At 75.4% G+C, this 25,049-nt stretch carries 4 protein-coding genes; all 4 read left to right on the top strand.

All coding sequences use genetic code 11. The features are described from left to right. The first annotated feature begins 56 nt into the window (after window positions 1-56). Genes BLW57_RS03860 through BLW57_RS03845 form a run of 4 tightly spaced genes read left to right on the top strand, consistent with a single transcriptional unit; the run spans window position 57 to window position 25,049 of the window. Window positions 57-311: an acyl carrier protein gene (locus BLW57_RS03860; protein WP_176985446.1), complete on the top strand. Its 255-nt coding sequence runs from the start codon at window positions 57-59 to the stop codon at window positions 309-311. Continuing rightward, window positions 308-1,936, top strand: a complete 1,629-nt coding sequence (locus tag BLW57_RS03855) for an AMP-binding protein (protein WP_101377040.1) — start codon at window positions 308-310, stop codon at window positions 1,934-1,936. Before BLW57_RS03860 ends, BLW57_RS03855 begins: the two co-directional genes overlap by 4 nt. After that, a complete protein-coding gene (locus tag BLW57_RS03850; RefSeq protein ID WP_093472146.1) occupies window positions 1,933-23,805 on the top strand; it encodes an SDR family NAD(P)-dependent oxidoreductase in 21,873 nt (7,290 codons plus the stop codon). The genes BLW57_RS03855 and BLW57_RS03850 overlap by 4 nt, the downstream gene beginning before the upstream one ends. After that, entirely contained in the window at window positions 23,802-25,049 is a 1,248-nt protein-coding gene (locus tag BLW57_RS03845; protein WP_093472144.1) for a hydroxymethylglutaryl-CoA synthase family protein, read from the top strand. The genes BLW57_RS03850 and BLW57_RS03845 overlap by 4 nt, the downstream gene beginning before the upstream one ends.

Below are 25,049 nucleotides of genomic sequence, written 5' to 3'. Positions count from 1 at the left end.
GCTCACCCGGCACCCCGGCACCAACCCCGGCGACGACGAGAAGGACGAGGCGCACCGTGGCGACGAACTGGGACGACACCTACGAGAAGCTGGTCAGGGCCGCGCTCACCGACTACCCCCCGACCGCTCCGCTGCGCGCCGACGTCCCGTTGCCCGCGCACGGCCTGGACTCCCTCGGCATGGTCGGCCTCTCCGCCCGGCTGGAGGACGCGTACGGCATCGAGTTCCCCGAAGGCGCCCTCGTGCCCGCCAGCTTCGCCACGGCGGGCGACCTCTGGCGGGTCGTCAGCGGCTGCCTGGCAAACCGGTGAGGGCCGACGCGGCGGTCGTACGGCCGCACGGCGCGAGGATGCTCCACGACTGGTTCGCCGACGGCCTGTCTCGCAACCCGCACGGCCCGGCGCTGCGCATCCTCGACCGCCGCTGGACCTACACCGAGGTCGACGGCACGGCACGGGCGTGGGCCGCCGCCATCGGCACCCTGGGCGAACCCGGCGCCCCGGTCGCGGTCCTCGCCTCGAAGACACCCGAGGCGTACATCGGCCTGCTCGCCGCCCTGTACGCCGGAGCCCCGGCCGTGCCGCTGAACCCCGAGAACCCGCCGGCCCGCAACGCCGCCGTCCTGCGCGCCGCGGGCTGCGGCGCCGTCGTCGCCGAGCCGGACGCCGCCGGCGCAGTGGCCCGACTGGTGGAGTCCGCGCCGGTGCACGCCGTACTGGCCCCGCGCACCGGCCGCACGGCCCTGCCCGCCAAACTGCCCACCGCCGTCGGCGGCGCCCGGGTCCTCACGGCGGACGAACTGACGGAACCCGCCCCGGCGACCGGCCGGCACAGCCCCGTGGGCACCCCGGACGACATCGCCTACATCCTGTTCACCTCCGGCTCGACAGGCACCCCGAAGGGCGTACCCGTCAGCCACGCGAACGTCTCCGCGTTCCTCGCCACGTCGCTGCCCCGCTACGGCGTCCGCCCGGACGACCGTTTCAGCCAGGTCCACGAGACCACCTTCGACCTGGCGATGTGCGACATCTTCCCCGCCTGGGCCGGCGGCGCCTGTGTGTGCGTGCTGTCCCGGCTCCAGGCGCTCGACCCGGCGCGCTGGGTCCCGCGCTACGGACTGACCGTCTGGCACAGCACCCCCAGCCTCGCGCGCAGCCTGCAACGTGCCGACCGCCTCGCCCCAGGCAGCCTCACCGGTCTGCGCCAGTCGGTGTTCGCCGGCGAGCCGCTCCTCGTGGACACCGCCCGGTACTGGCAGCGGGCCGCGCCCGGCGGTGTCCTCGACAACATCTACGGACCGACCGAACTGACCATCGCCTGCACCGCGTTCCGCTGGGACCCCGACCAGGACCTGTCCGGCCCGCAGTACGGCGCCACCGTACCCATCGGCCACCCGAACGACGGCATGGAGGCCATGCTGCTGGCCCCCGACGGCCGGCCCGCCGAGGACACCGGCGAACTGGTCATGACCGGCCCGCAGATGTTCCGCGGCTATCTCGACCCGCGGCAGGACGAGGGCCGCTTCCTGCACCGCGACGGCCGCCGCTGGTACCGCACCGGCGACCAGGTGCGCGCCACCGGGCACGGCTGGGTCCACCTCGGCCGCAAGGACGCCCAGGTGAAGATCAACGGCTATCGCGTGGAAGTCGGCGAGGTGGAGGCCGCCCTGCGCGACACCTCGGGAGGCGACGCCGTCGCGTTCGCCCTGGACGCCCCCGGCGGCACCCGGCTCGTCGCCTACCTGCTCGGCGGCACCGAGCCCGACACGGCCGCGCTCGCCGAGCGGCTGGCCGAACGCCTGCCGCCCTACATGCTGCCCCGCCACCTGTGGTGGCTGCCCGACGCACCAGTGAACGCCCACGGAAAGACGGACCGGTCGCGGCTGCGCGAGGACGCCGCCGGCCGGCTCGGACACGAGGGGGAGACCAAGCCGTGAACGACCCGATCGAGTGTCACCTCTCGCTGCCGCACGACGACTTCATCATGCGCAACCACCGCATCCACGGGGTGTCGGTCATGCCCGGCGCGACCTTCCTCGACATCGTGTACCGGATCCTGCGCGCCCAGCGGGTGGACACCGCACGCGCCGTGCTCCGGGACGTGCTCTTCGCCGAGCCGATCGCCACCGCTCCGGGACGCGACCTCGCCGTGCGCGTCACGATCGGTGCCCCGGACACCACCGGCGCGCGCCGCGTAGAGGCGGCCGGTGCGATCGTCGCACCGGGCGAGGACACGGCCACCGCGCCCCGAGGTGTCGACTGGCGCCCGCACTTCTCCGCCCGTCTGGAGTTCACCGACGAGCCGCCGCCCCCTCCGGTCGACCCGCGCGCCCTGCTCACCCGCTCCGAGCGGACCCGGGACATGGCCGAGCTGTACCGGCAGGCACGCGCCGAGGACATCGAGCACGGCCCGCCCATGATGGGCTTCGGCGCCCTCCACCTCCTCGACACGGGCGGGCTGCTGGCCCGCCTCGAACTGGACCCCGGCTCCCGTGAGCAGGAGAGCGCCTTCCACCTCCATCCGGCGAAACTGGACGCCGCCACCCTGGTCGCCTTCGGCCACCGGCCGCCGCCCGGACCCGACCCGTTCATCCCCGTCTACATCGAGGAGTTCCGCGCCCCGCGCGCCGTGGCGGGGCCCTGCTGGGTGCACGTGCCCGCACCGGAGACGCTCGCCCCGTCCGGTGACGTCATGCACAACGACTGCCTGATCCACGACGAACAGGGCCGGTTCGTCGCCAAGTTCACCAAGCTCAGCTGCAAGCGGGTCCGGCACGCCGGACTCATCACCCGGCTCCTCGACACCCCCGCGGCGACCGCACCGGCGGCACCGTCGCAGGCGGCCACCGCGGCCGTCGCCCGGGCGGTCGCCACGGCGGGTGACGACACCGAGCGGCGGCTCGCCGGCCACCTCCGTACGCTCATCGGCCGGCTGCTGGGCCGCGCCCCCGAAGCCGTCGACCCGCACCGCGGCTTCTACGAACTCGGACTCGACTCGGTGGCCCTGCTCTCACTGAGCACGGAACTGGAGCAGGTCGTCGACGGCCGTCTCTACCCGACCCTGCTCTTCGAGCACCCGGACGTCACCTCCGTCGCCCGGCACCTGGCCCGGCGGCACACGCTCACGCTGCCCGTCGACGCACCGGGAGCCGCGGCACCGGCCGCCCCCGCCGAAGCCCCGCGACCCGCGTCACCGGCCGCCCCGCCGCCAGACCCCGCGGACGGCACGGCCGACGCCAGGCTGTTCGTCCACCGCCCCGTCTGGGCCCCCCGACCCGCCCAGGCGGACCCGGCCCCGGGCGCGCCCGGTGACCTGCTCGTCGTCACCCCCGACCCGGCCCTGCCGGCCGCGCTGCGTCACCGCACCGGCCCCGCCCGCCGCACGGTCCACGCGCAGCCGGCCGACACCTACGAGCGGACCGGACCCGACTCCTGGCGGCTGCCCACCGGCAGCCGCGCCGACCTCGCCCGCCTGCTGGACGAGCTCGCCGCCGAGGGCACCTCCCCGACGGTGCTGGCCGTCTGCCCCGCCCCGGCCTCCGGCCCCGCCGCCGGCACCACCGACGGCTACGACGTCGTCTGGGCCCTGGCCGCGGCGCTGGCGAGCAGGACGGCCGACGGCACCCGCCGGCTCCGCTTCCTCCACAGCGCCCACCACGAGGAAGCCGCACCCCAGCACACGGCAGTCGCCGCCCTGGCCCGGGGCATCACCGCGGAGAACCCCGCCCTGCACTGCCGGAGCACCCTCGTCGTCGGCACCCCGGACGCCGACGACCTGGTCGGCATCCTCCTGGCGGAGGCGGCCGACCCCACCGAGGACAGCGAGACCCGGTACCGGCACGGCCCCGACGGCGAGCGCGACGTCCGCCGCCTCACCCCGCACACCCTCGACGGCGCCACGGCCCCCGCTCTGCCCCGGGGAGCCGTCTGCCTGATCACCGGCGGCACCGGAGGCATCGGCTCGCTGCTCGCCGAGCACCTGGCCGGCCGTTACGGCGCACGGCTCGTGCTGTGCGGGCGCCGGCCCCTCGACCCCGCGGTGTCGGACCTGCTCGACCGCTGCGCGGCGCTCGGCGGCGAGGCGCACCACGTCCAGGCCGACATCGCCCGCGCGGAGGGCGCCGAGGCCGCGGCGGCCCGCTGCCGTGAGCTGTTCGGCCGTATCGACGCGGTCTTCCACTGCGCCGGCCGCACGGACGACGCGCTGCACTTCCGCAAGGACCCCGCCGACACCCGTGCCGTCCTCGCCCCGAAGCTGGCCGGCACCCTGCACCTCGACCGCGCCACCGCCGCCGACGACCCCGCGTTGTTCGTGCTGTTCTCCTCGTTGTCCGCCGTCCTGCCCAACCCCGGCCAGTGCGCCTACGGTTACGCCAACGCCTACCTCGACGCCTTCGCCGAACGGCGCGCCGCGGACGCGGCCCGCACCGGCCGTACCCTCTCCCTGGCCTGGCCCTACTGGTCCGACGGAGGCATGCGCGCCGACACCGCCGCACTCGCCCGCGCGGCGACCGCCGGCCTGCGGCCCCTGCCCACGGCAGCCGCGCTGCGCCTGCTGGACCGGTACCTGGCCCAACCCGCCGGCCCCACCCGGCTGGTGGCCGTGCACGCCGACCCGCGAGCCCTGTCGACGCACGACGGCGGCACCCCCGGCCCGCTCACCTCCGGGCTGTTCGCCCCACTGGACGAGCCCGTCCCCGCCGAACCCGCCGCCCCGCGCCGGGCCGCCACCACGAGGGGGACCCGCGAGCGCCGGGCGGCCGAGCCCGTGGCCGTCGTCGGCGTCGCCGGACGCTACCCGCAGGCACCCGACCTGGAGACCTTCTGGGCCAACCTCGCCGCGGGCCGCGACTGCGTCACCGAAGTGCCGCCCGACCGCTGGGACCACGACGCGATCTTCGACCCCGAGGTCGGCCGGCCCGGCCGGACCTACGGCCGCTGGGGCGGCTTCCTCGCCGGCATGGACCGTTTCGACCCGCTGTTCTTCGGCATCTCCCGGCGCGAGGCCGAGCGCATGGACCCCCAGGAGCGGCTGTTCCTGACGATCGCCTGGCAGACCCTGGAGGACGCCGGACACCCGCCGCAGGCCCTCGCGGGCGAACAGGTCGGCGTCTTCGCCGGGGTGATGTGGAACCACTTCCAGTTCGTCGAGGACCCCGACGACGGGGCGGCCCCGGTAGCCCTCCACTCCTCGGTCGCCAACCGCGTCTCCTACGCCTTCGACCTGCGCGGACCCAGCCTCGCCGTCGACACCGCGTGCTCCTCCTCGCTGACCGCCGTGCAGCTCGCCGTGGAGAGCCTGCGCCGCGGCGAGAGCACGCTCGCCCTGGCCGGCGGCGTCAACCTCATGCCGCACCCCCAGAAGTACCTCCAGCTCGCCCGCGGGCGCTGGCTGTCCCAGGACGGCCGGTGCCGCGCCTTCGGCGAGGGCGGCACCGGCTACGTGCCCGGCGAAGGCGTCGGGGCCGTCCTGCTCAAACCCCTGGACCGCGCGCTCGCCGACGGCGACCACATCCACGCCGTCATCCGGTCCGCCCACCTCAACCACAGCGGACGCACCAGCGGCTTCACCGTACCCAGCCCCGCCGCGCAGGCCGCGCTCGTCGCCGCCGCCGTCCGCGACGCCGGCGCCGACGTGCGCGCCCTCGGCTACGTCGAGGCGCACGGCACCGGCACCGCCCTCGGCGACCCCATCGAACTGGAGGGCCTGCGCACGGCCCTGGCCGCCTTCGAGCCGGGCCCCGAGCACGTGGCGATCGGCTCGGTGAAGACCAACATCGGCCATCTGGAGAGCGCCGCCGGCATCGCCGGACTCACCAAGGTCCTGCTCCAGTTCCGCCACGGCGCGCTGGCTCCCTCCCTGCACGCCGGCACGCTCAACCCACACCTCGACTTCGGCGACGGCCGGCTGGCCGTGCAGCGCACCGCCGCGCCCTGGCCCCGTCCGGCCGGCGCCCGCCGGCTCGCCGGTCTGAGCGCCTTCGGCGCGGGCGGCTCCAACGCCCACCTGGTGCTCGAGGAGCCCCCCGAACTCCCGGCCCGGCCCGCGCCTCGCGGACCACGGCTGTTCGTGCTGTCCGCCAAGGACGACGAAGCCCTGCGCGAGCGCGCGTCCGCGCTGCTCGACTTCCTCGCCCCGCACGGCGAACGGGCCGCCGCCCGGCCCGCACCCCTCACCTCCGACGCCCTGGTACGGGCGCTGGCCGCCCGGCGCCTCGCCGTGCCGGAGACCTCGCTCGGCGGCGGCGAGACCTTCGAGGACCTCGGCCTCGACCCCGCCGCCCTCCTGACCCTGGCCCACGACCTCGCGGACCACATCGGGCCCGGCGCGCCGACGGCGGCGGACCTCGTGGCCGCCGTCCACCCGGGCGTCACGCTCGACGAGGCCGCCCGCGTCTGGACCGCCCTGGAGGCGCGGGCCGGCACCGAGGACGGGCTGCCGAGGACCGACGATCTCGCCCACACCCTGCGGGTGGGCCGTACCGCCATGCCCGTCCGGTTCGCGGCGGTGGCCGATGGCCTGCCGCCGCTCCGCGCGGCCCTGGAGCGCCTGGTGAAGGGGGCCGAACCGGGCCCCGGCGAGTACCGGGGAACCGTTCCGGCGGACACCGCCCGCACGGACGACCGGGCGCCCGTGCCGTCCCGGGCGCAGGACGCGTCCGCAGGACAGGGGGCCGCGCTGGAGGAATGGGCACGCCGGTGGGTCGCGGGGGAGACCGGGGCCGACTGGACCGAGCCGGGCACGGACGACGGCACTCCTCCCCGCCGGATCCCCTTGCCGGGGTACCCCTTCCGGGAGGAGCGGTGCTGGCCCGGCGGCTGGACGGGATCCACCGGCGATCGCGAGGCCGTACCCGCCACCGCCGATGCCACGGCGGCCATCGCCGAGGCCACAGCCGCCACCGCCGATGCCACGGCCGCCGCACCCACGGGCACGGCGGCCGGCCCCTCCCACCCGCCCGCGGAAGCCGCCACCCCGCCCGCACGGACCCCGTCCGGCCGGGACAGCGGAGCCGAACTCGTCGTCCTGGACGGCGGGATCGGCCTGATCCGCATGGCCTCGCCCATGTTCACCGAGCGGCTGCTGCGGGAACTGCGGTCCGCCTTCGACACGGTGGCCGCGCGGACGGACATCAAGGCCGTGGTCGTCACCGGCTCGGACGGCGTGTTCAGCATGGGCGGCACCTCCGAGGCCCTGGCCACGCTCGCCGGCGGCGACGGGCGCTTCACCGACCAGCCGTTCGTGTACGAGGGACTCCTGCGGTGCGACCGGCCCGTGGTCGCCGCGATCGAGGGACACGCCTCCGGCGGCGGGCTGGCCTTCGGGCTGTACGCCGACGTCGTCCTCATGGCCGAAGAGAGCGTCTACAGCGCGAACTTCGTCACCTACGGCTTCACCCCGGGCATGGGCGCCACCTACGTCCTCGAACGCCGGTTCGGCTCCGCGCTGGCCGACGAGATGATGCTCACGGGCAGGTCCCTGACCGGGGCCGAACTGCGGCGTCACGGCGCCATGGTGACGGTCCTGCCGCGCCGCGAGGTCCTGCCGGCCGCGCTGGACCGCGCCCGCACGCTGGCGGCGCAGCCGCAGGGCGCCGTGCGCCGCCTCAAGCAGGAACTGGCCGGCCGGGTCCTCGCCCGGCTGGACGACGTGGTCGGGCGGGAGGTCCGGATGCACGAAGAGGTGCTCGGCACCGAGGCGCGCGACCGGGTCCGGGGCCACTTCGCCCGCGTGGCGGCGTTCCGGAACACCGCCGGCGGCGACGAGGAGCGGCCGACGGCCGGCCCCGAGCCGGGCTCGGCCGAGACCGAGGCCCGGCCGAGCCCCCCGGCCGAAGCCGCTCGGACGGCTGAGGCGCCCACGCCACCCGTCGCACACCGGGCGGACGACCGTACCGCCGCCGGGCCCGGGCCCGACCCGGAACGCCCTGGGCCCTCGGCGGCAGAGCTGCGGGCGGACGTCGTCGCTTCCCTGGCCCAGGTGCTCTACCTGCGCCCCGAGGAGATCGACGACGAGCGGACCTTCGCCGAGATGGGACTCGACTCGATCGGCGCCGTCGAGGTGGTCCGTGACCTCAACGAGCGCCACGGCGCGGGTCTGGAGGCGGTCGCGGTGTACGACCACCCGACGGTGCCCGCGATGACGGCCGCCCTGTCGGCCGCCCGGAGCAGCGCCACGGCCCTGCACCGCGCGGCCCTCGCCCCCGAGCCGTCCGCCGGACCCCGTCACCCCGAGCCCGAACGGGCCGAGGCCGACTCCGGCCAGGCGGCCGAGACGGATGCGGGGGACAGGGCCCGGGAACCCGGCGGGTCCGGAACGGGCGGCACCCCGGCGAGGACCGGTGCGCAGCCCCACCTGCCGGCCCCTTCGCACCCGACCGTGCCGGGCGGCGCGGGCACGGCCTCGGCGGTGTCCGCCACGGCCCACGGCATGGTGACCCTCCGTCCGGTGCCCCGCCGCGCACCGGCCGAGGCGACGGCCGCACAGGGCGACGACGAACCGGAGGGCGAGCCCGAACCCGCGCCGCCCCCCGAACCGTTCACCGCCCCGGCCGACCCGGGCGGTCCCGTCGGCGCTGCGGACATCGCCGTCATCGGCATGTCCGGCCGCTTTCCCGGCGCCGACGATCTGGACGCCTTCTGGGAGAACCTGTCGGCCGGTCGCAGCGAGATCGCCGAGGTGCCGGCGGAACGCTGGGACACGGGCCGCTGGTACCACCCCGACCGGTCGATGACCGACCGCACCGACAGCAAATGGGCCGCCCTGCTGCGCGGCGTCGACGAGTTCGACCCGGCGTTCTTCCGGCTCTCGCCCCTGGAGGCGGAGGCCATGGAGCCGCAGCAGCGGCTCTTCCTCGAAGAGGCGTGGAAGGCGCTGGAGGACGCCGGGTACGGATCGGGCGCGACCGGCCGGGCCGACGAGCGCGGCAGCCGCGACTGCGGGGTGTTCGTGGGATGCGGGACCGGTGACTACGACGAAGTCCTCGCGGCGGCCGGGCAGTCCGACACCAGCCACGCGTTCCTCGGCTCCGCCCCCTCCGTGCTGGCCGCGCGCATCGCGTACTTCCTCGACCTGACGGGCCCCACCCTGGCGGTCGACACGGCCTGCTCCTCCTCGCTGACGGCCGTCCACCTGGCCTGTGAGAGCCTGCGCCGAGGTGAGTGCGGGACGGCCCTCGCGGGCGGCGTGGCCCTGATGCTCACCCCCCGGGTGCACATCAGGTGCAGCAACGCCGGAATGCTGTCCCCGACCGGGACGAGCGCACCCTTCGACGCACGCGCCGACGGCATCGTGCTCGGCGAGGGCGTCGGCGTGGTCGTCCTCAAGCCGCTCGCGCGGGCCCTCGCGGACGGCGACCACATCCACGGCGTCATCAGGGCCACCGGCGTCAACGGCGACGGCAGGACGAACGGCATGACCGCGCCCAGCGCCGCCGCACAGACCGAACTGATCCGCCGGGTGCACCGCGCGGCCGGCGTCGCTCCCGAGGACATCGGGTACGTCGAAGCCCACGGCACGGGGACGCCGCTCGGCGACCCGATCGAGGTGAAGGCGCTCCAGGACGCCTTCCGCACCGACGACGGCGGTTCCGCGGGCCGGACGGCGCTGGGCTCGGTGAAGGCCAACATCGGCCACACCACCATGGCCGCCGGTGTCGCCGGGCTGCTGAAGGTGCTGCTGGCCCTGCGGCACCGGCAACTGCCGCCCTCCCCGCACTACCACGAGTCCAATCCCGAGATCGACTTCGGCCGGGGCCCCTTCCGGGTGCTCACCCGCGCCGACGAGTGGCGGCCCGGCCGCGCGGGGGTGCGGGTCGCCGCGCTCAGCAGCTTCGGCTTCAGCGGCACCAACGCGCACGCCGTCGTCGCCGAGGCACCGGCCCCGCGGCCGCGCCGTCACACCACCGGTGCCGCCCGGGCCCACCTCGTGCCGGTGTCCGCACGGACCCCCGAGGCGCTGCGACAGGCCCTGCACCGGCTCGCCGACGCCCTCGACACCACGCACGGCCCGGTCCCCGAACTCGCCGACGTCGCCTTCACACTGACCACCGGCCGCACCCATTTCCCGCTGCGCGCCGCGTTCGTCGTACACGGCCGCGGCGAACTGGTCCGCGCGCTGCGCACGGCGGCCGAACGAGGCGAGGTCCCCCATGTCCACGTCGCCGCGGAGAGCGGTCCAGGGGAACGCCTGGGCCGACTCGCCGAGACCTACGTACGCGGCGGGACCCTCGATCGGGTGGCCGGGTACCCGGCCGGCAGCGCCCGCCGGGTGCCGCTGCCCACCTACCCGTTCGCCCGCGACCGGCACTGGGCGGCCGAGTTCAGGCCCGTCGACGGCGTACGACCCGCGCCGCCGGAGGCCGGGGCGGCGGCCGAGGAGGCCGGCACGTCGCGGCAGACGCTGGATCCGCGGGACCGCGTGGTCGCCGACCACCGGTTGGCCGGCAAGGCGGTGCTTCCCGGTGTCGCGAGCCTGTCCCTCGCCGTTCGAGCCGCCGCACGGCACGGCGTCACCGGGCCCGTCCGGCTCTCGCAGATCCAGTGGCTGCGCCCGCTGGAGGTGACCGCCCGCCGCGAGGTCCGCGTGACGACCACGGACCGGCCGGGGCGCGCGGCGGGCTTCGAGGTCCTGACGGCCGACGGGGACCGACTGCCGTACGCCCGTGGCCGCTTCGAGACGCTGACCCGTGACGGAACGGTGACCGACCGGCTCGACCCCGACGCGGTGCGCCGGCGCTGCCCGTCCTGGCGCCCCGGGAAGGAGCTCTACGCGGACTTCGCGGCCGGGGGCCTCACCTACGGGCCGGCCTACCAGGCGCTGGAGGGAGTGTGGGCCGGTGACGGCGAGGCACTCGGCCTGCTGCGTGCCCCGGAGGCGGCGGTGGGCGACGACTCGTCCTGGCCGCTCGATCCGGCCGTCCTGGACGCGGCCCTGCAGACACTCACCGTCCTGACCGCCGGTGACGACGGCAACCCGCTGGTGCCCTTCGCGATGCGGGCGCTGGAGGTGTGGGCCCCGGTCCCCAGGACGGGGTACGCGCACGCGGCACCGGACGGCTCCGGGTTCACCGTACGGGTGACGGACGCCGAGGGGCGGGTCTGTGTGTCCCTCGCCGGAGTGGCCCTACGGCAGCTGCCGGGGCCCGGCGCCGGTGCCGCACCGGCTACGCGCGCGGAGGAGACACAATCGTCCGCGTTGCAGTCCGCGTCGACGACCGCGGCCGCGTCCGCGGCGGCGGGCCAAGAGGTCATGGTTCCGCGGACGGTGGTGCACGTTCCGCACCTGAGGGACGCCACTCCGGTCGTCCCGGAGCCGACGGGAAGCCCGGCGCGCGGGGTGACCTGGGTGTTCCACACCGCCGGGGCCCGTTCCCTGGCCGACGCCCTGGCCGCGGCCCTCGACCGTGCCGGTACCCCCACGGAGAACCCTGCGTCCGCCGTGACCACCGTCCCCCTGGAGACCGTCGGCGAACGGGAGTTCCCCGATTCCCTGGGCGCGCCGCCCGACACCGTGTACTGGCTCGCGTCGCACGACCCCGCGGAGCCCGCGCCCGCCGACAGCCCCGATCCGGCCACGCTCGGCCTGTTCCGGCTGCTGAAGGCGCTGCTCGCCCGTGGCGCGGGAAGCCGCGGCCTCACCCTCAAGGTGGTGCTGTCCGGAGCGGTGGCCACGGACGGGGCCGGCCCCGTCCAGCCGCACAGCGCGGGCCTGCTGGGCCTGGCGCGGTCGGCCTCCGCCGAGTATCCCAAGTGGCGTGCCGGCTGCGTCGACCTGCCCCCGCAGGCGTCCTCGCCGGCGGAACTCGCCGGCCTGCTGATCGCCGAACCCTGCACGCACCCCCTCGTCGTCGTGCGCGGCGGACGCCGTCTGGTCCGCGTGCTCGTGCCGGCGCCGGCCGGCCGGCCCGACGGCGCGGAGGGTCCGTTCCGCGAGGGCGGCGCCTATCTCGTGGCCGGCGGCGCGGGCGGTATCGGCACGGTGCTCGCCCGCCACCTGGCCCGCACCCACCACGCGCGTCTCGCCCTGGTCGGCCGCCGCCCCCTCGACGACACCGTCCGCGCCCTGCTGGCGGAGCTGTCCGCACTCGGCGGGGAGGCCGTCTACCTGCGCGGCGACATCGCGGACCCGGCGGAGGCTCGCCGCGTCGTCGCGGAGGCGCGCACCTGGGCGGGCGGGATCGACGGCGTCTTCCACAGTGCGCTCGTCCTGCGCGACCGGACGCTCGCCGCCATGGACGAGGACACGTTCCTCGAGGTGCTGGCCCCCAAGACGGCCGGCCTCCGGGCGCTCGCCGACGCGCTCCGCGACGACCCGCCCGGCTTCCTGGTCTGCTTCTCCTCGGCGATCTCCTTCGCCGACGCCCCGGGCCAGGCCAACTACGCGGCGGCCAGCACCTTCGAGGACGCCTACGCCGCGCACCTGCGTGACCACGCGTCCTTCCCCGTCACCGTGATCAACTGGGGCTTCTGGGGGAGTGTCGGCGCGGTCGCGAAACGGCACCACGTCGCACGGTTCGCCGCTCTCGGCATCGGCTCCCTCGAACCCGCCGAAGGCATCGCCGCACTGACGGACGTGCTCGGCGCCGGCCTCGGACAGGCCGTCGTCGTCAAGGGCACACCGAAGGGCCTGGCCCTGCTGGGGGCCGTCCCGGACTCCCTCGAGGAAGCCCGCGACGCCTTCGCCGGCCTGGAGCGCGTCGCCGCCGGCCTGCTGCGGCGCAACGCGGCGTTCTCGACCGGGGGTTCGGGCACCTCGCAGCCGGGACGGTGGGCCGACGGGCACCCCGAGGGCAGCGCGGGCCGTCGTCTGCTGGACGCGGTGACGGACATCCTGCTCAGGACCGGACCCGCCGCCGGCGGCGGCCCGGACCCGGCCGAGGCCCTGGTCGCCCGTCATCCGGCGATGCGGCCGCACGTGACGCTGCTGGAACGCTGTGTCGCGGCGCTGCCCGACGTCCTCGACGGCACCCGCCCGCCCACGGACGTCCTCTTCCCCGGCGGCTCCGTGGAACCGGTCGAAGCGGTCTACCGGGGCCAGCCGCTGTCCGACCACTACCACCGGCTCATGGCGGCGGAGACCGTGGCGGTGCTGCGCCGTCACCGGGCCGCGGCCACCGCCGGACGCCCGCTGCGGATCCTCGAGATCGGCGCGGGCACGGGAGCGGGTACCGCCTTCGTCCTCGACGCGCTCGACGTGGCACTCGGCGACCCCGGCGCGGCCCGCGAGGAACCGCCGGTCTCCTACGACTACACGGATGTCTCGCCCGTCTTCCTCGCCCACGGCGAGCGGGAGTTCGGACCCGGACGCCCGTACCTGAACTGTCGCACGCTGGACATCGAACGGCCCCCCGCCGCCCAGGGTTTCACCCCTCACGGCTACGACCTGGTCCTCGCCACCAACGTGCTGCACGCGACGGCGGACATCGGGCGGACCCTGCGGCACGTGCGCGAACTCGTGGCCCCCGGTGGCAGTCTGCTGATCAACGAGGTGACCCGGGCCTCCGACTTCCTCACGCTCACCTTCGGGCTGACGCCGGGCTGGTGGGCCTTCGAGGACGCGGAGCACCGGCTGCCGCACGCGCCGCTGCTGGGGCCCGCCCAGTGGCACCGGGAGCTGACGGCGTGCGGGTTCGGGCCCCTCAGGACACTGGGCGTGCCCGGCACCCCGGCCGACGACCTCGAACAGTGTGTGTTCGTCGCCGACGTCTCCGGCCAGGACCCGGAGCGCGGCACGACGTCCGCGACCGACGACGCGCGGGTCCGCGGCTATGTGCGCGGTGTCTTCGCCGAGGTGCTGAAGTTCGACCCCGATTCCCTGGCGGACGAGGTCACCTTCGAGAACTACGGCGTCGACTCGCTGGTCAGCCTGCGCATCATCGGCCGTTTCGAGGAGGACTTCGGGGAACTGCCCGCCACGCTGCTGTTCGAGAAGCTGACGATCGCCCAGCTGGCCGACCACTTCGCCACCGAACACGGCGCGGCCCTCGACGCGTTGCTGGCCGACACCGCCCCGGCCGTGGATGTGCGGCCGCGGCAGACAGGGACGGACAGGGACGCGGACACGGACGTACGCCCCCGGACGGCCCCCGCCGTCCCGGCCGCCCCGCCCACCGGGTCCGCCGCGTCCGACATCGCCGTCATCGGCGTGAGCGGCCGCTACCCGGGCGCGGACGACGTGGACGGGTTCTGGCGCAACCTGGCCGCCGGCACCGCCTCGTTCAGGGAGGTACCGGCCGAACGCTGGGACTGGCGGCCCACCTTCGACGCGCGGCGGGTCACCCCGCAGCGCTCGTACAGCCGCTGGGGCGCGTTCCTGGACGGCATCGACCTGTTCGACCCGGCGTTCTTCGGCATCCTCGGCCGGGACGCCGCCCACATCGATCCCCAGGAGCGGCTGTTCCTGGAGACGGCCTGGAACCTCCTGGAGGAGAACGGCCGGCTCGGTACGGAGACCCATGAGGCGGACACCGGGGTCTTCGTGGGCGTCATGTACGGCACCTACGGTCAGCTCGCCGCCACCGGCTGGCCCCAGGGCAGGCTGTCCGGCGCGCACTCGGCCCACTGGTCGGTGGCCAACCGGGTGTCGTACTTCTTCGACTTCCACGGCCCGAGCATCGCCGTGGACAGCGCGTGCTCCTCCTCGCTGACCGCCGTCCACCTCGCCTGCGAGAGCCTGCGGCGCGGAGAATGCCGCACCGCCGTCGCCGGAGGGGTGAACCTGATCCTGCACCCGGCGCACCACGTCTCCCTGAGCGCCCTCAACATGCTGTCGGCCGACGACAGGTGCAAGGTGTTCGACGCCGGGGCCGACGGTTTCGTGCCCGGTGAGGGCGTGGGCGCCGTCCTGCTCAAACCACTGGACCGGGCCGTCGCGGACGGCGACCGGATCTGGGCGGTGATCAAGGGCGGCGCGATGAACGCGGGCGGCAAGACCGGTGGTTACACCGTGCCCAACCCCAACGCCCAGGCCGAACTGGTCCGTCGGGTCCTGGACAACTGCTCGGTGGCGCCCGGGACGGTGTCGTACGTCGAGTGCCACGGCACCGGCACCTCGCTGGGCGACCCGATCGAGATCGCCGCGCTCGGCAGGGCGCTCGGCGGACCGGACCGGCCGGGTCCCTGCGCGGTCGGGTCCGTGAAGTCCAACATCGGGCACCTGGAGGGCGCCGCGGGCATCGCCGGCCTGACCAAGCTGCTGCTCCAGCTGCGGCACCGGAAACTCGCCCCCTGCGTCAACCTCGACGACCTCAACCCGAAGATCGACTTCGCGGGATCGGCGCTGGAGCCGGTCCGTACGCTCACCGACTGGCCGGCCCCGCCGGACGGCGGCCCCCGCCGGGCCGGCGTCAGCTCCTTCGGCGCGGGCGGCGCCAACACCCACCTCGTCGTGGAGGAGTACCGCGAGCCCGACGACATCTCCCCGGCCGAACCCGGACCGCACCTGTTCCTGCTGTCGGCACGTTCCGCCGAACGGCTCCGGGCCTACGCGGGCCGGGTGGCGGACCATCTCGGCTCACCGTCCGGCGCCGCAACGGCCCTCGCGTCACTCGCCCGGACCAGCCAGACCGGCCGCCGTCACTTCCCGGAGCGGCTCGCGGTGGTCTGCGCCGACACGGCCCGGCTCGCCACCCTGCTGCGGTCCTACGCCGACACGGGCCGGGCGGAGGTTCCCGGCATCACCGTCGGCCGGGCGGTTCCCGGCCCGGGCAGCGGGCGGCATGGCCCCGGCTCCGCCCTGCTGCGCGACGCCCGGGCCACGGACGGCACCGCCGGTACGGAGCCGGAGGCGGCTCTCGCCCGGCTCGGCGCGCGCTGGACGAGCGGGGACGACGTCGACTGGACCGCGCTCTGGGCGGGGCGCGCGGCACGCAGGGTGACCTACCCGACGTACCCCTTCGACCGGACCCGGCACTGGCTGGACACGGGCATCACCGACCCCACCCTGGGCACGCCCGGCCCGGCTGCGGAACTCCCGCACGACCGGATCGTGGAAGAGCCCCGCCCCGGGGCGCACGCCTCGTCCGGGAGCGCGACGGGCGGGGACCCGCAGCCCGGCGGAACCACCGTGTACCGTCTGGCGCCCGTGCTCGAACCGCGGGCCGCGGACGTGCCCGGGACGGCGGACACACCCCGCCGCGTCCTGCTGCTCGGGCCCCAGTCCCCGGTGCGCCGCGCCGTCGCCGCGGAATTCGCCCGCAGGGGCGCCGACTGCCTGACGACGCGTCCCGGCGACCGCTGTGCGCTGGAGGAGGACTCCGTCGTCCTCCCGTCGCGTCCCGCCCCGGCCGACCTGCGCCGGCTCGCCGAACTCCTCGCCGAGCGGGACCGGTTGCCCGACGCCGTCGTCCTGGCCTGCCCGCCGGACGCCGGGCCGCCACGGCCGGGCACCCTCGGCGACGACCTGGACGCCGGACCGTACCCGCTGCTGTGGGCGGCCGCGGCCCTGCTCGCCCGGGACCGTCGAGTGCGGCTGCGCACCGCCGTCGCGCACGGGCCCGCCTGGCGGCAGCCGCAGTTCTCGGCGACCGGCGGCCTGCTGAAGTCCCTCGCGCTGGAGCACAGCGGCTGCGCCGGGGTACGGATCGCCTTCGACACGTACGACGAGGCGGCCCGGCCGGACGGCGGCACGGCGGCGGCCCGGTTCGCGACCGTCCTCGCCGACGAACTCGCCCGGGTGACCACCGGCGTCACCGAACTCGTCGTCGACCGCGACGGCCTGTGTCACGTACGGCGGTTGACCGACCGGCCGGCACCCCAGGCGGCGCCGGACGGGCCCCTGCCGATCCGGCCGGGCGGCACCTACCTCGTCACCGGCGGCGCGGGTGCCCTGGGCCGGATCCTGGGCGGCTTCCTAGCCGACGAGACCCCCGTCAATCTCGTGCTCGCCGGGCGCACCCCGCTCGACGAGGCCATCGAGCGGCGCACGGCGGAGCTGTGGCGCGGCGGGAGCACGGTCTGGTACCGGCAGACCGACCTCGCCTCCACCGAGGACGTCACCGGGCTGCTGGCCGACATCCGCACCCGCTACGGCACGCTGAACGGCATCGTGCACGCGGCGGGCGTGCACCGGGACGCGCGCGCGGTGCTCAAGACCGCCGACGAGGCGGCCGAGGTGCTCGGTCCCAAGGTGACCGGCACGGTGCTGCTCGATCAGGCGACCCGGGACGAGGACCTCGACTTCTACGTCCTGTGCGCCTCGCTCGTGGGGGAGACCGGCAACCTGGGGCAGAGCGACTACGCCTACGCCAACGCCTTCCAGCTGGACTTCGCCGAGGCGCGGGAGCGGCTGCGGGACCTGGGCGAGCGTTCGGGCCGCACCGTCGCCATCGGCTGGCCCCTGTGGGAGGACGGCGGCATGGACGTCGACGACGCCACCCGCCGGCTGTTCGCCCAGCTGTGGTCGATGGTCCCCCTGCGCACCGACACGGGTCTCGCCGTCTTCCGCACCGCCCTGGCCGGATCGGAGCCGAGGCTCCTTCCGGTGGAGCGGCCGGCGACGGACGCGGCGGCGGAGGCCGAGAAGGGAACACACACGGACACCGAACCCCTGGAAGCGGCGCGGCCGGCCCCGGCCCCACAGGAGCCGGACGCCGACGACCGGACCGAGCCGGTACGACGGCAACTGCAACTGTTCGGCGCGGAGTTCCTGATGGTCGACCCGGACGAGGTCGACACCGGGGCCGAGTTGATGGACCTCGGTTTCGACTCGCTCTCGCTGAGCGAACTCATCGTACGGATCAACGACCGGTACGGTCTCGAACTGCTGCCGACCGTCCTTTTCGAGCACCCTACGCTGGGCGACGTGGCCTCGTACCTGAGCCGCGCGCACCCGGCCGCGGTACGCGCCGCACACGGACCGGCCACTGTGCGGGCGACGCCCGCGACCACCCCGGATCCCCGGCCCGCCGAGGCCACCGGCGGCTCCGCACCCGTCCAGGACAGCGCCGCCGCACCGCGGCACGTCGGGAACACCGCCGCCGTGGCGCCCGCCCCGCCGCCCCGGCCCGCGTTCGCCACCGCGGGCCCCGCCCGCCGCCGGGACGTCGCCGTCATCGGCATGGCGGGACGCCTGCCGGGGTCGCCGGACCTCGACGCGTTCTGGCGGCACCTGGCCGCCGGCGACGACCTCGTCGGACCCGTACCGCCGGACCGCACCGAGCTGCTGGCCGACCCCGCGACCGCGGGGCTCCGCGGCGGATTCCTCGCGGACGTGGCCGACTTCGACGCGGCCTTCTTCCGTATCTCCCCGACCGAGGCACGCCTCATGGACCCGCAGCACCGGCTCTTCCTGGAGACGGTCTGGCGCACCTTCGAGGACGCCGGATACCGCCCGGAGGACCTGGCGGGCACCTCGACGGGAGTGTTCGTGGGCGTCGCCACCTCGGACTACGGCGAGCTGATCGCCCGTTCCGGCGCCCCGACGGAGGCCCACATGGCCACCGGGGTGGCGCGGTCGCTGGTCGCCAATCGCATCTCCCACCTGCTCGACCTGCGGGGCCCGAGCGAGACCGTCGACACGGCCTGCTCCAGTTCGCTGGTCGCCCTGCACCGGGCGGTCGGCGCCGTGGCCTCCGGCGAGTGCGACGAGGCCGTCGCAGGCGGTGTCAGCCTCGCCCTGAGCCCCGGCCTCTTCCGGGTCTTCGACCAGTCCGGGCTGCTCAGCCCCGCCGGACGCTGCCGTACCTTCGACAAGGACGCCGACGGATACGTGCGGGGCGAGGGCGTCGGCGCGGTCCTGCTCAAGCCGCTCGACCGGGCAGAGGCCGACGGCGATCGTGTGCTGGCCGTCGTACGGGGCAGCGCCGTCAACCACTGTGGCCGGTCGCCCTCCCTGACCGCGCCCAATCCGCGCGCCCAGGCCGACGTCGTCGTCCGCGCCCACCGGGCCGCGGGCATCGCCCCCGCCACCGTCACCTACGTCGAGACGCACGGCACCGGGACCCGGCTCGGCGACCCGATCGAGGCCGAGGGCCTGAAGGACGCCTTCGGCCGCCTGTACGCCGACGCGGGCGAACCCGTGCCGGGCGAACCGCACATCACGCTCGGATCGGTGAAGACGAACATCGGGCACCTGGAGGCCGCGGCGGGGATCGCCGGCCTGCTCAAGGTGCTGCTGTGCATGACTCACCGCACCCTGCCCGCCCACCTGCATCTGCGGGAGCCGAACCCCTTCCTGAAACTGGACGGCACGCCGTTCCGCATCGGCACCGCGACCGCTCCCTGGGAGGGGGCGAAGGACGAGCACGGACGCATCTCGTGGCGGGCCGGGGTGAGTTCGTTCGGGTTCGGCGGCACCAACGCCCATGTGGTGCTGGAGGCCTGGACACCGCCCGACGACGCCCACCGGCCGGACGAGCACACCCGGTCAGGGCCGCGGGCCGCGTTCCGGCCGCGCCGCCACTGGTTCGGCGACCCGCCCGGTACCGGCACCCGGCAAGCGAGGACGGAGAACCCCTTGTCGCACGTCCCCCAGGCATCCACCACCGGATCCACCACCGCACCCGCCACCGCGCCGGCACCGGAAGCCGGCACGGCACCGCCACCCGCCCCCGCGCCTCGTCCCAGGATCAGGCTCCAGCCCCTGACCACGGCTCCCGTGCCGGCCCCGTCCCCGGAACAGGCCGTACCCGCCCGGGCGGACACCCCGGCACCCGAACCGGCCGACCGCGGTTCGGCCGACGGGCGAGGCCCCACCGCCGCCGTTCCCGCCGCATCGGCCGCCGACGGACCGACGACCGCCCCGCGCCACGGGGACGCGCCCCCGGCGCCGGAACGAGCGGCCCGGCACCTCCCGGACACCGAGGTGCGCGGCACCGTACGCGGTCTCGTCGCCGACGTCCTCGGCCTCTCCGCCGACGACCTCGCGGACGACACACCGTTCGGCGACCTCGGTCTGGACTCCATCTTCCGCATGGACGTGGCACGCGCCCTGAACGACCTGCACGGCCTGGACCTCCAGGGAGCCGACCTCTACGAGCACGACACCATCACCGCGCTGGCCGCGCACGTCCGGGCGTCCGCGGCGGCCGCCGCCCCCCGCCCGGCGCCGCGCGAGATCCCGCCCTCGCCGGCAGCGGCGGCCCTACCGGGTGCGGCCGGCTCGGGCGGCGACGACACGCCCGCGCCCCCGCCGCACGGCACGCAGGCACCCGCCGGCCGCGAGGACGCCGTAAAAGCCCTGCGGGGACTGCTCGAAGGCGTCCTCGGGCGCCCCTTCGACCCTGCGGTCACCTTCGAGGCGAACGGCTTCACCTCCTTCGACATGCTCCGCAGCGTCAGCGCCCTGGAGTCCGGGCTCGGTGCCCTGCCCAAGGCCCTGCTGTTCGACCGGCCCACACTGGAGTCACTGGCCGGCTCCCTGTGCGAGACACACGGAGAGGCGGCCGTGGCCCGTGTCCGGCCGCCCGCCCCGCAGCCCGGTCCCGCCGCCGGCCCCGTCCCGGCCGTCGGCACCGCCGCCGAACCCGGCACCCCGGCGCGGGCCCGGACGCTGACGCGCACCGAGGCCGCGGCGGACCCCGAACTCGCCCCGGTGCTCCGGGAACTGGAGGAGCGGCACGGGAAGGAGAGCGGGCTCGGCGGCCGTGACATCGCGCCCCACCTCTTCGTCGGTGCCGAACGCCGAGGCTTCTTCGCGCTCTCGCGGCAGGGCGGCGCCATGCTGGTGTGGAACTACACCGGCCCTGAGGAGCACTTCGCGGAACTGGCCGGAGAGTACTTCCGCCACGCCCGGCAGCACGGCCTCCGCCCCAACCTGCTGTCGCTGGTACGGCTGGAGGAGGTGGACGGCGCGCCCGTGACCGCCACCCCCTTCGGCGCGTTGCAGCGCATCGAGGACCTCGGCTCGTTCAAGCTCTCCGGCGGCCGGATGAGCCGGTTGCGCTACATGGTCAAGCGGTTCGAGAAGGCCGGTGCCTGCCGTACGGACGAGTACCGCAGCGGCGACGATCCGGCCGTGGACGCCGAGCTGGCCCGCCTCGTGGACGGCTGGGCGGCCACCAAGCAGATGGTCAACCCGTACGTACGGCGCGTGCGCGACGAGCTGGCGGGCGGCCGGCTCGACCAGCGGCACCGGGTCTTCCTGACCTACCTGGACGACGCCCTGGTGAACGCGGTCGTGATCACTCGGATCCCGTCCGAGAACGGCCATCTGCTCGACGTCGAGTTCTACCCCGACGCCATGCCGCTGGGCGGGCTGGAGTTCGCCCTCGTCCGGATCCTGGAGCGTCTGCGCGGCGAGGGCTGCGAGGTGTTCAGTTTCGGTGCCAGCTTCGGCGGTGAGATGGGTACGTCGCCCAACGCCTCCGGCAGGGCCGTGCGCGCACTGGCCGAGCTCCGTGACGCCGGGATCTTCGGCGGCGGGAACTACCAGTTCAAGAACAAGTTCCGCCCGGAGAACCGGACGTTGTACCTGGTGCAGCCCGAGGGCGAGGACGCCACCGAGGTCAGTGACGTCATCCTGCTGATCGCCGACCCCGCGGTACCCGCCGCGGACACGACGCCGTCCACCGTCACCGCCGGTACCGGCGACCGGCCCCGTGGCGACGCCGGCCGGCAGGATTCCGGCGCCGACAGCGAGCCCGTGTCCCGCGCCCACGAGCCGGACTCCGCCCCCGACCGGGGCCCCCGTCTGGTCCAGCTCGCCGCCCACGGTCACAACCCCGTCCGGATCCCGCACGTCGAGGTGGAGCTCGACCTCGTCACGGACTCGTGGGCGGACCGCGCCGACCCCTGGCAGCGGGAACGGACGCGGGCGCTCGCCGAACTCGCCGACGAGGCCCAGCTCACGGGGGAGCAGCCGCCGGAGCTGCCCTGGCTGCCGTTCGCCCACCGCTTCTTCGCCGCGTCGGGCCGTGCCGCCGAGGAACGGCTGTGCCGTGCCTGGCCCGGGCCCCGCGGCCGGGTCCTGCACAACTCGGCGTTCCCCACCTGGCTGGCCACGCTGGTGGAGCAGGGCTTCGACCCGTCCGTGGCGCTGCCCGTCGCCGGCGAGGGGCCCTACGCGGCCGACCTCGACCTGGACGCGCTGGACAAGGCGCTCGACCGGTACGCGGGCGACGTGTCCTTCGTCCTGGTGGAGACCGCGACGAACGCCCACGGCGGCGCCCCGCTGTCCCTGGACAACCTGCGCGCTGTCGCACACCGGACGCGTGCCCGGGGCGTGCCGCTGGTCCTCGACGCCACCCGGCTGCTCGACAACGCGCTGCTGGTGGCGGCGGACTCCGGACGGCCGGCCCAGGACCTGTGGCAGGTCGCCGAGGACATGCTGGGCCTCGCCCAGGCCGTGACGTTCAGTCTGTCGAAGGACTTCGGCGTCGACGGCGGCGGACTTCTCGCCACCACCGACGAGCGCCTCGCCGAGCGGCTCACGGAACGGATGCTGGAGCGCGGCCGGGAACCCGGGCTGTCCGCGCGCCGGATGCTGTCCGCCGCCCTGCTGGACCAGGAGTCCACGGACCGTCTCGTGACCCGCAGGGTGGCCGACGTGGCCGCGTTCCGGCAGCGCCTGGAGCTGGGCAGGGTGCCGCTGGTGCCCGGGCCCGCCGCCCACTGCGTGCTGCTCGACGTGGACGAGGCCGCGCCCGGCACCGCACTGCGGCACCCCGTGGCCTCCTACCTGTCCTGGATCTACGCGGCCACCGGGGTGCGCGGAGGCCCGCACCTCGCCCCGGGTGTCCGGCTCACCGACGGATCGGAACCGCCGCAGCGGAACCTGATCCGGCTCGCCGTGCCCCTGGGCATCGAGCGCAAGGAGCTGGAGAGCGCCGCAGACCGGCTCGCGGAACTCGTCGCCGACCCGGCACCCGTGTGGGATCTCACCGAGGTGCCCGGCGCGGCCGGCCCCTCGGCGCTCCGCGCCTACCATCCGACGGACGCCCTGCCCGCGGACATCCGCCGGGCGCTGGAGGAGGAGCCCGGCTCCCCGCCTCCGGCGTCCGAGAACTACACCGTCCTGCGCGAACGCGCCCCCGGGACACGGCGTCATCTGCTGCCGATGGGCGGCGGCGCGGTCGAGGTCTTCGACTGCGGCACCGGTCCGACCGTGCTGCTGCTGCCTCCGTTCAACATGGGGGCCGGCGTCTTCGCCGACCAGGTGGCGGGCCTGTGCGACCGGTACCGCGTGCTCGTCGTGCACCATCCCGGCGTCGGCGCCACCACCGGCGCGGACGACATCTCCCTGCCCGGCATCGCCGACCTGTACGGCGGCGTACTGGACCGCCTCGGGCTGAGCCGTCCCGTGCACGTGGTCGGTACCTCCTTCGGCGGACTCCTCGCCCAGAGCTTCGTCCTCGCCCACCCGGAGCGGGCCGCGTCCCTGGCGCTCGTGTGCAGCTCGTACAAGTACGCCAACCGCGCCGGCGAGGTGAACCGCCTGGAAGACCTCGTCGCCGAGGACCTCGACCGGGTCGTCGCGGCCGGTGCGGCGGGCGTCGGCCGGCGGCGCGCGGAGTTCACGGCCCGGCTGCTGCGCTGCGAGAGCATGGCCCCGCACATCGGCCTGCGCTACCTGGACGTGTTCGCGCAGCAACCCGATCTGCTGGGCCGGCTCGGTGACATCGCCGTACCCACCCTCGTGGTGGCCGGCGCGGTCGACGCGGTCGTCCCGCGCAAGACCTCGCACCTCATGCACGGCGCGATCCCCGACGCCCGTTACCACGAACTGCCGCAGGCCGGGCACTTCCCGACCGTGACCGACCCCGACGGGGTGACCACCGCCCTGCTCGCGTTCCTCACGTCCCTCGACGCCTCCGGCACCTCCGCGCAGGACTCCGCCGCGCCGGCCACCGCGGAGGAGGAAGGATGAGCGGCACGGGCGCCGGGTACGGCATCGAGGCCCTCGACGTGTACGCCGGCAGCGCGGCCATCAGCGCCCGGGCGGTCTTCGACGGACGCGGCCTCGACGCGCGCCGCTTCGACAACGTCGCCTCCGACCGCCGGTCCGTGGCACTGCCCTTCGAGGACCCCGTCACCCACGCCGTCAACGCGGCCCGGCCGCTGCTCGAACGGCTCGACCCGGCCGACCGCGACCGGATCGAACTGCTCGTCACCACCACCGAGTCCGGACTCGACCACAGCAAGTCCGTCGCCTCGTACGTGCACGAGCACCTGGGCCTGCCGCCCACCTGCCGGCTGCTGGAGATGAAGCAGGCCTGCTACGCCGCGACGGCGGCGCTCCAGCTGGCCGTCGGCTACCTGGCCGCGGGGCTCTCGCCCGGGGCCAAGGTGCTCATCGTCTCCACCGACATGTCCCTCGCCGACGCCCGCGCCCAGTACGCCGAACCGGTCACCGGAACCGGCGCGGTGGCCCTGCTCGTCGGCGACCGCCCCCGCGTCCTCGCCGCCGACCTGGGCGCGTTCGGTGTGCACAGCTTCGAGACCCTGGACTCCGCCCGGCCCCGGCCCGACCTCGACATCGCCGACGCCGACCGGTCGCTGATGGCCTATCTGGAGTGCTTCTCACGCAGTTTCGCCGACTACCGGTCCCGGGTGGAGGGCGCCGACTTCGCCACGACGTTCGACCTCCTCGCCCTGCACACCCCGTTCTCCGGCATGGTCAGGGCGGCGCACCGGCGCCTCATGCGCGAGCTGTACCGCAGCCCGGCCGGCGCCGTCACCGAGGACTTCGAACGCCGGGTCGCCCCGTCGCTGATCCACCCCGGCCAGACCGGCAACCTGTTCTCCGGCTCCCTCTACCTCGCCCTGGCCAGCCTGCTCGACCACGCCCCGATCGACGGGCCCGCCCGCGTCGGCCTCTTCTCCTACGGCTCCGGCTGCTCCTCGGAGTTCTTCAGCGGTGTCGCCGGACCGGAGTCGGCCACCGCCGTCGCCGAGGCACGCATCGGACCACGGCTGCGGGCCCGCGCCGACCTCGACTTCGAGGAGTACTCGGCCCTGCTCCCGGAGAACACCGCCTGCCTGCGGCCGGAACCCCACCGCGACATCGACCCCGGCCGGTACGACGCCCTGCTGCGACGGGCCGTCGACCGCCCCGAGCTGCTCGCCCTCACCGGCGTACGCGACTACCACCGCCGCTACGCATGGATCTGA

Source organism: Streptomyces sp. 1222.5, from assembly GCF_900105245.1.
In the GTDB taxonomy this organism is placed as follows: domain Bacteria; phylum Actinomycetota; class Actinomycetes; order Streptomycetales; family Streptomycetaceae; genus Streptomyces; species Streptomyces albidocamelliae.
Note: the sequence above shows the minus strand (reverse complement) of the source record. Positions and strands in the feature narration are given on the sequence as shown.

Excerpts from the sequence above, each read along its gene's own strand:
- BLW57_RS03845 (WP_093472144.1), top strand. The coding sequence starts at position 23,802 with ATGAGCGGCACGGGCGCCGGGTACGGCATCGAGGCCCTCGACGTGTAC.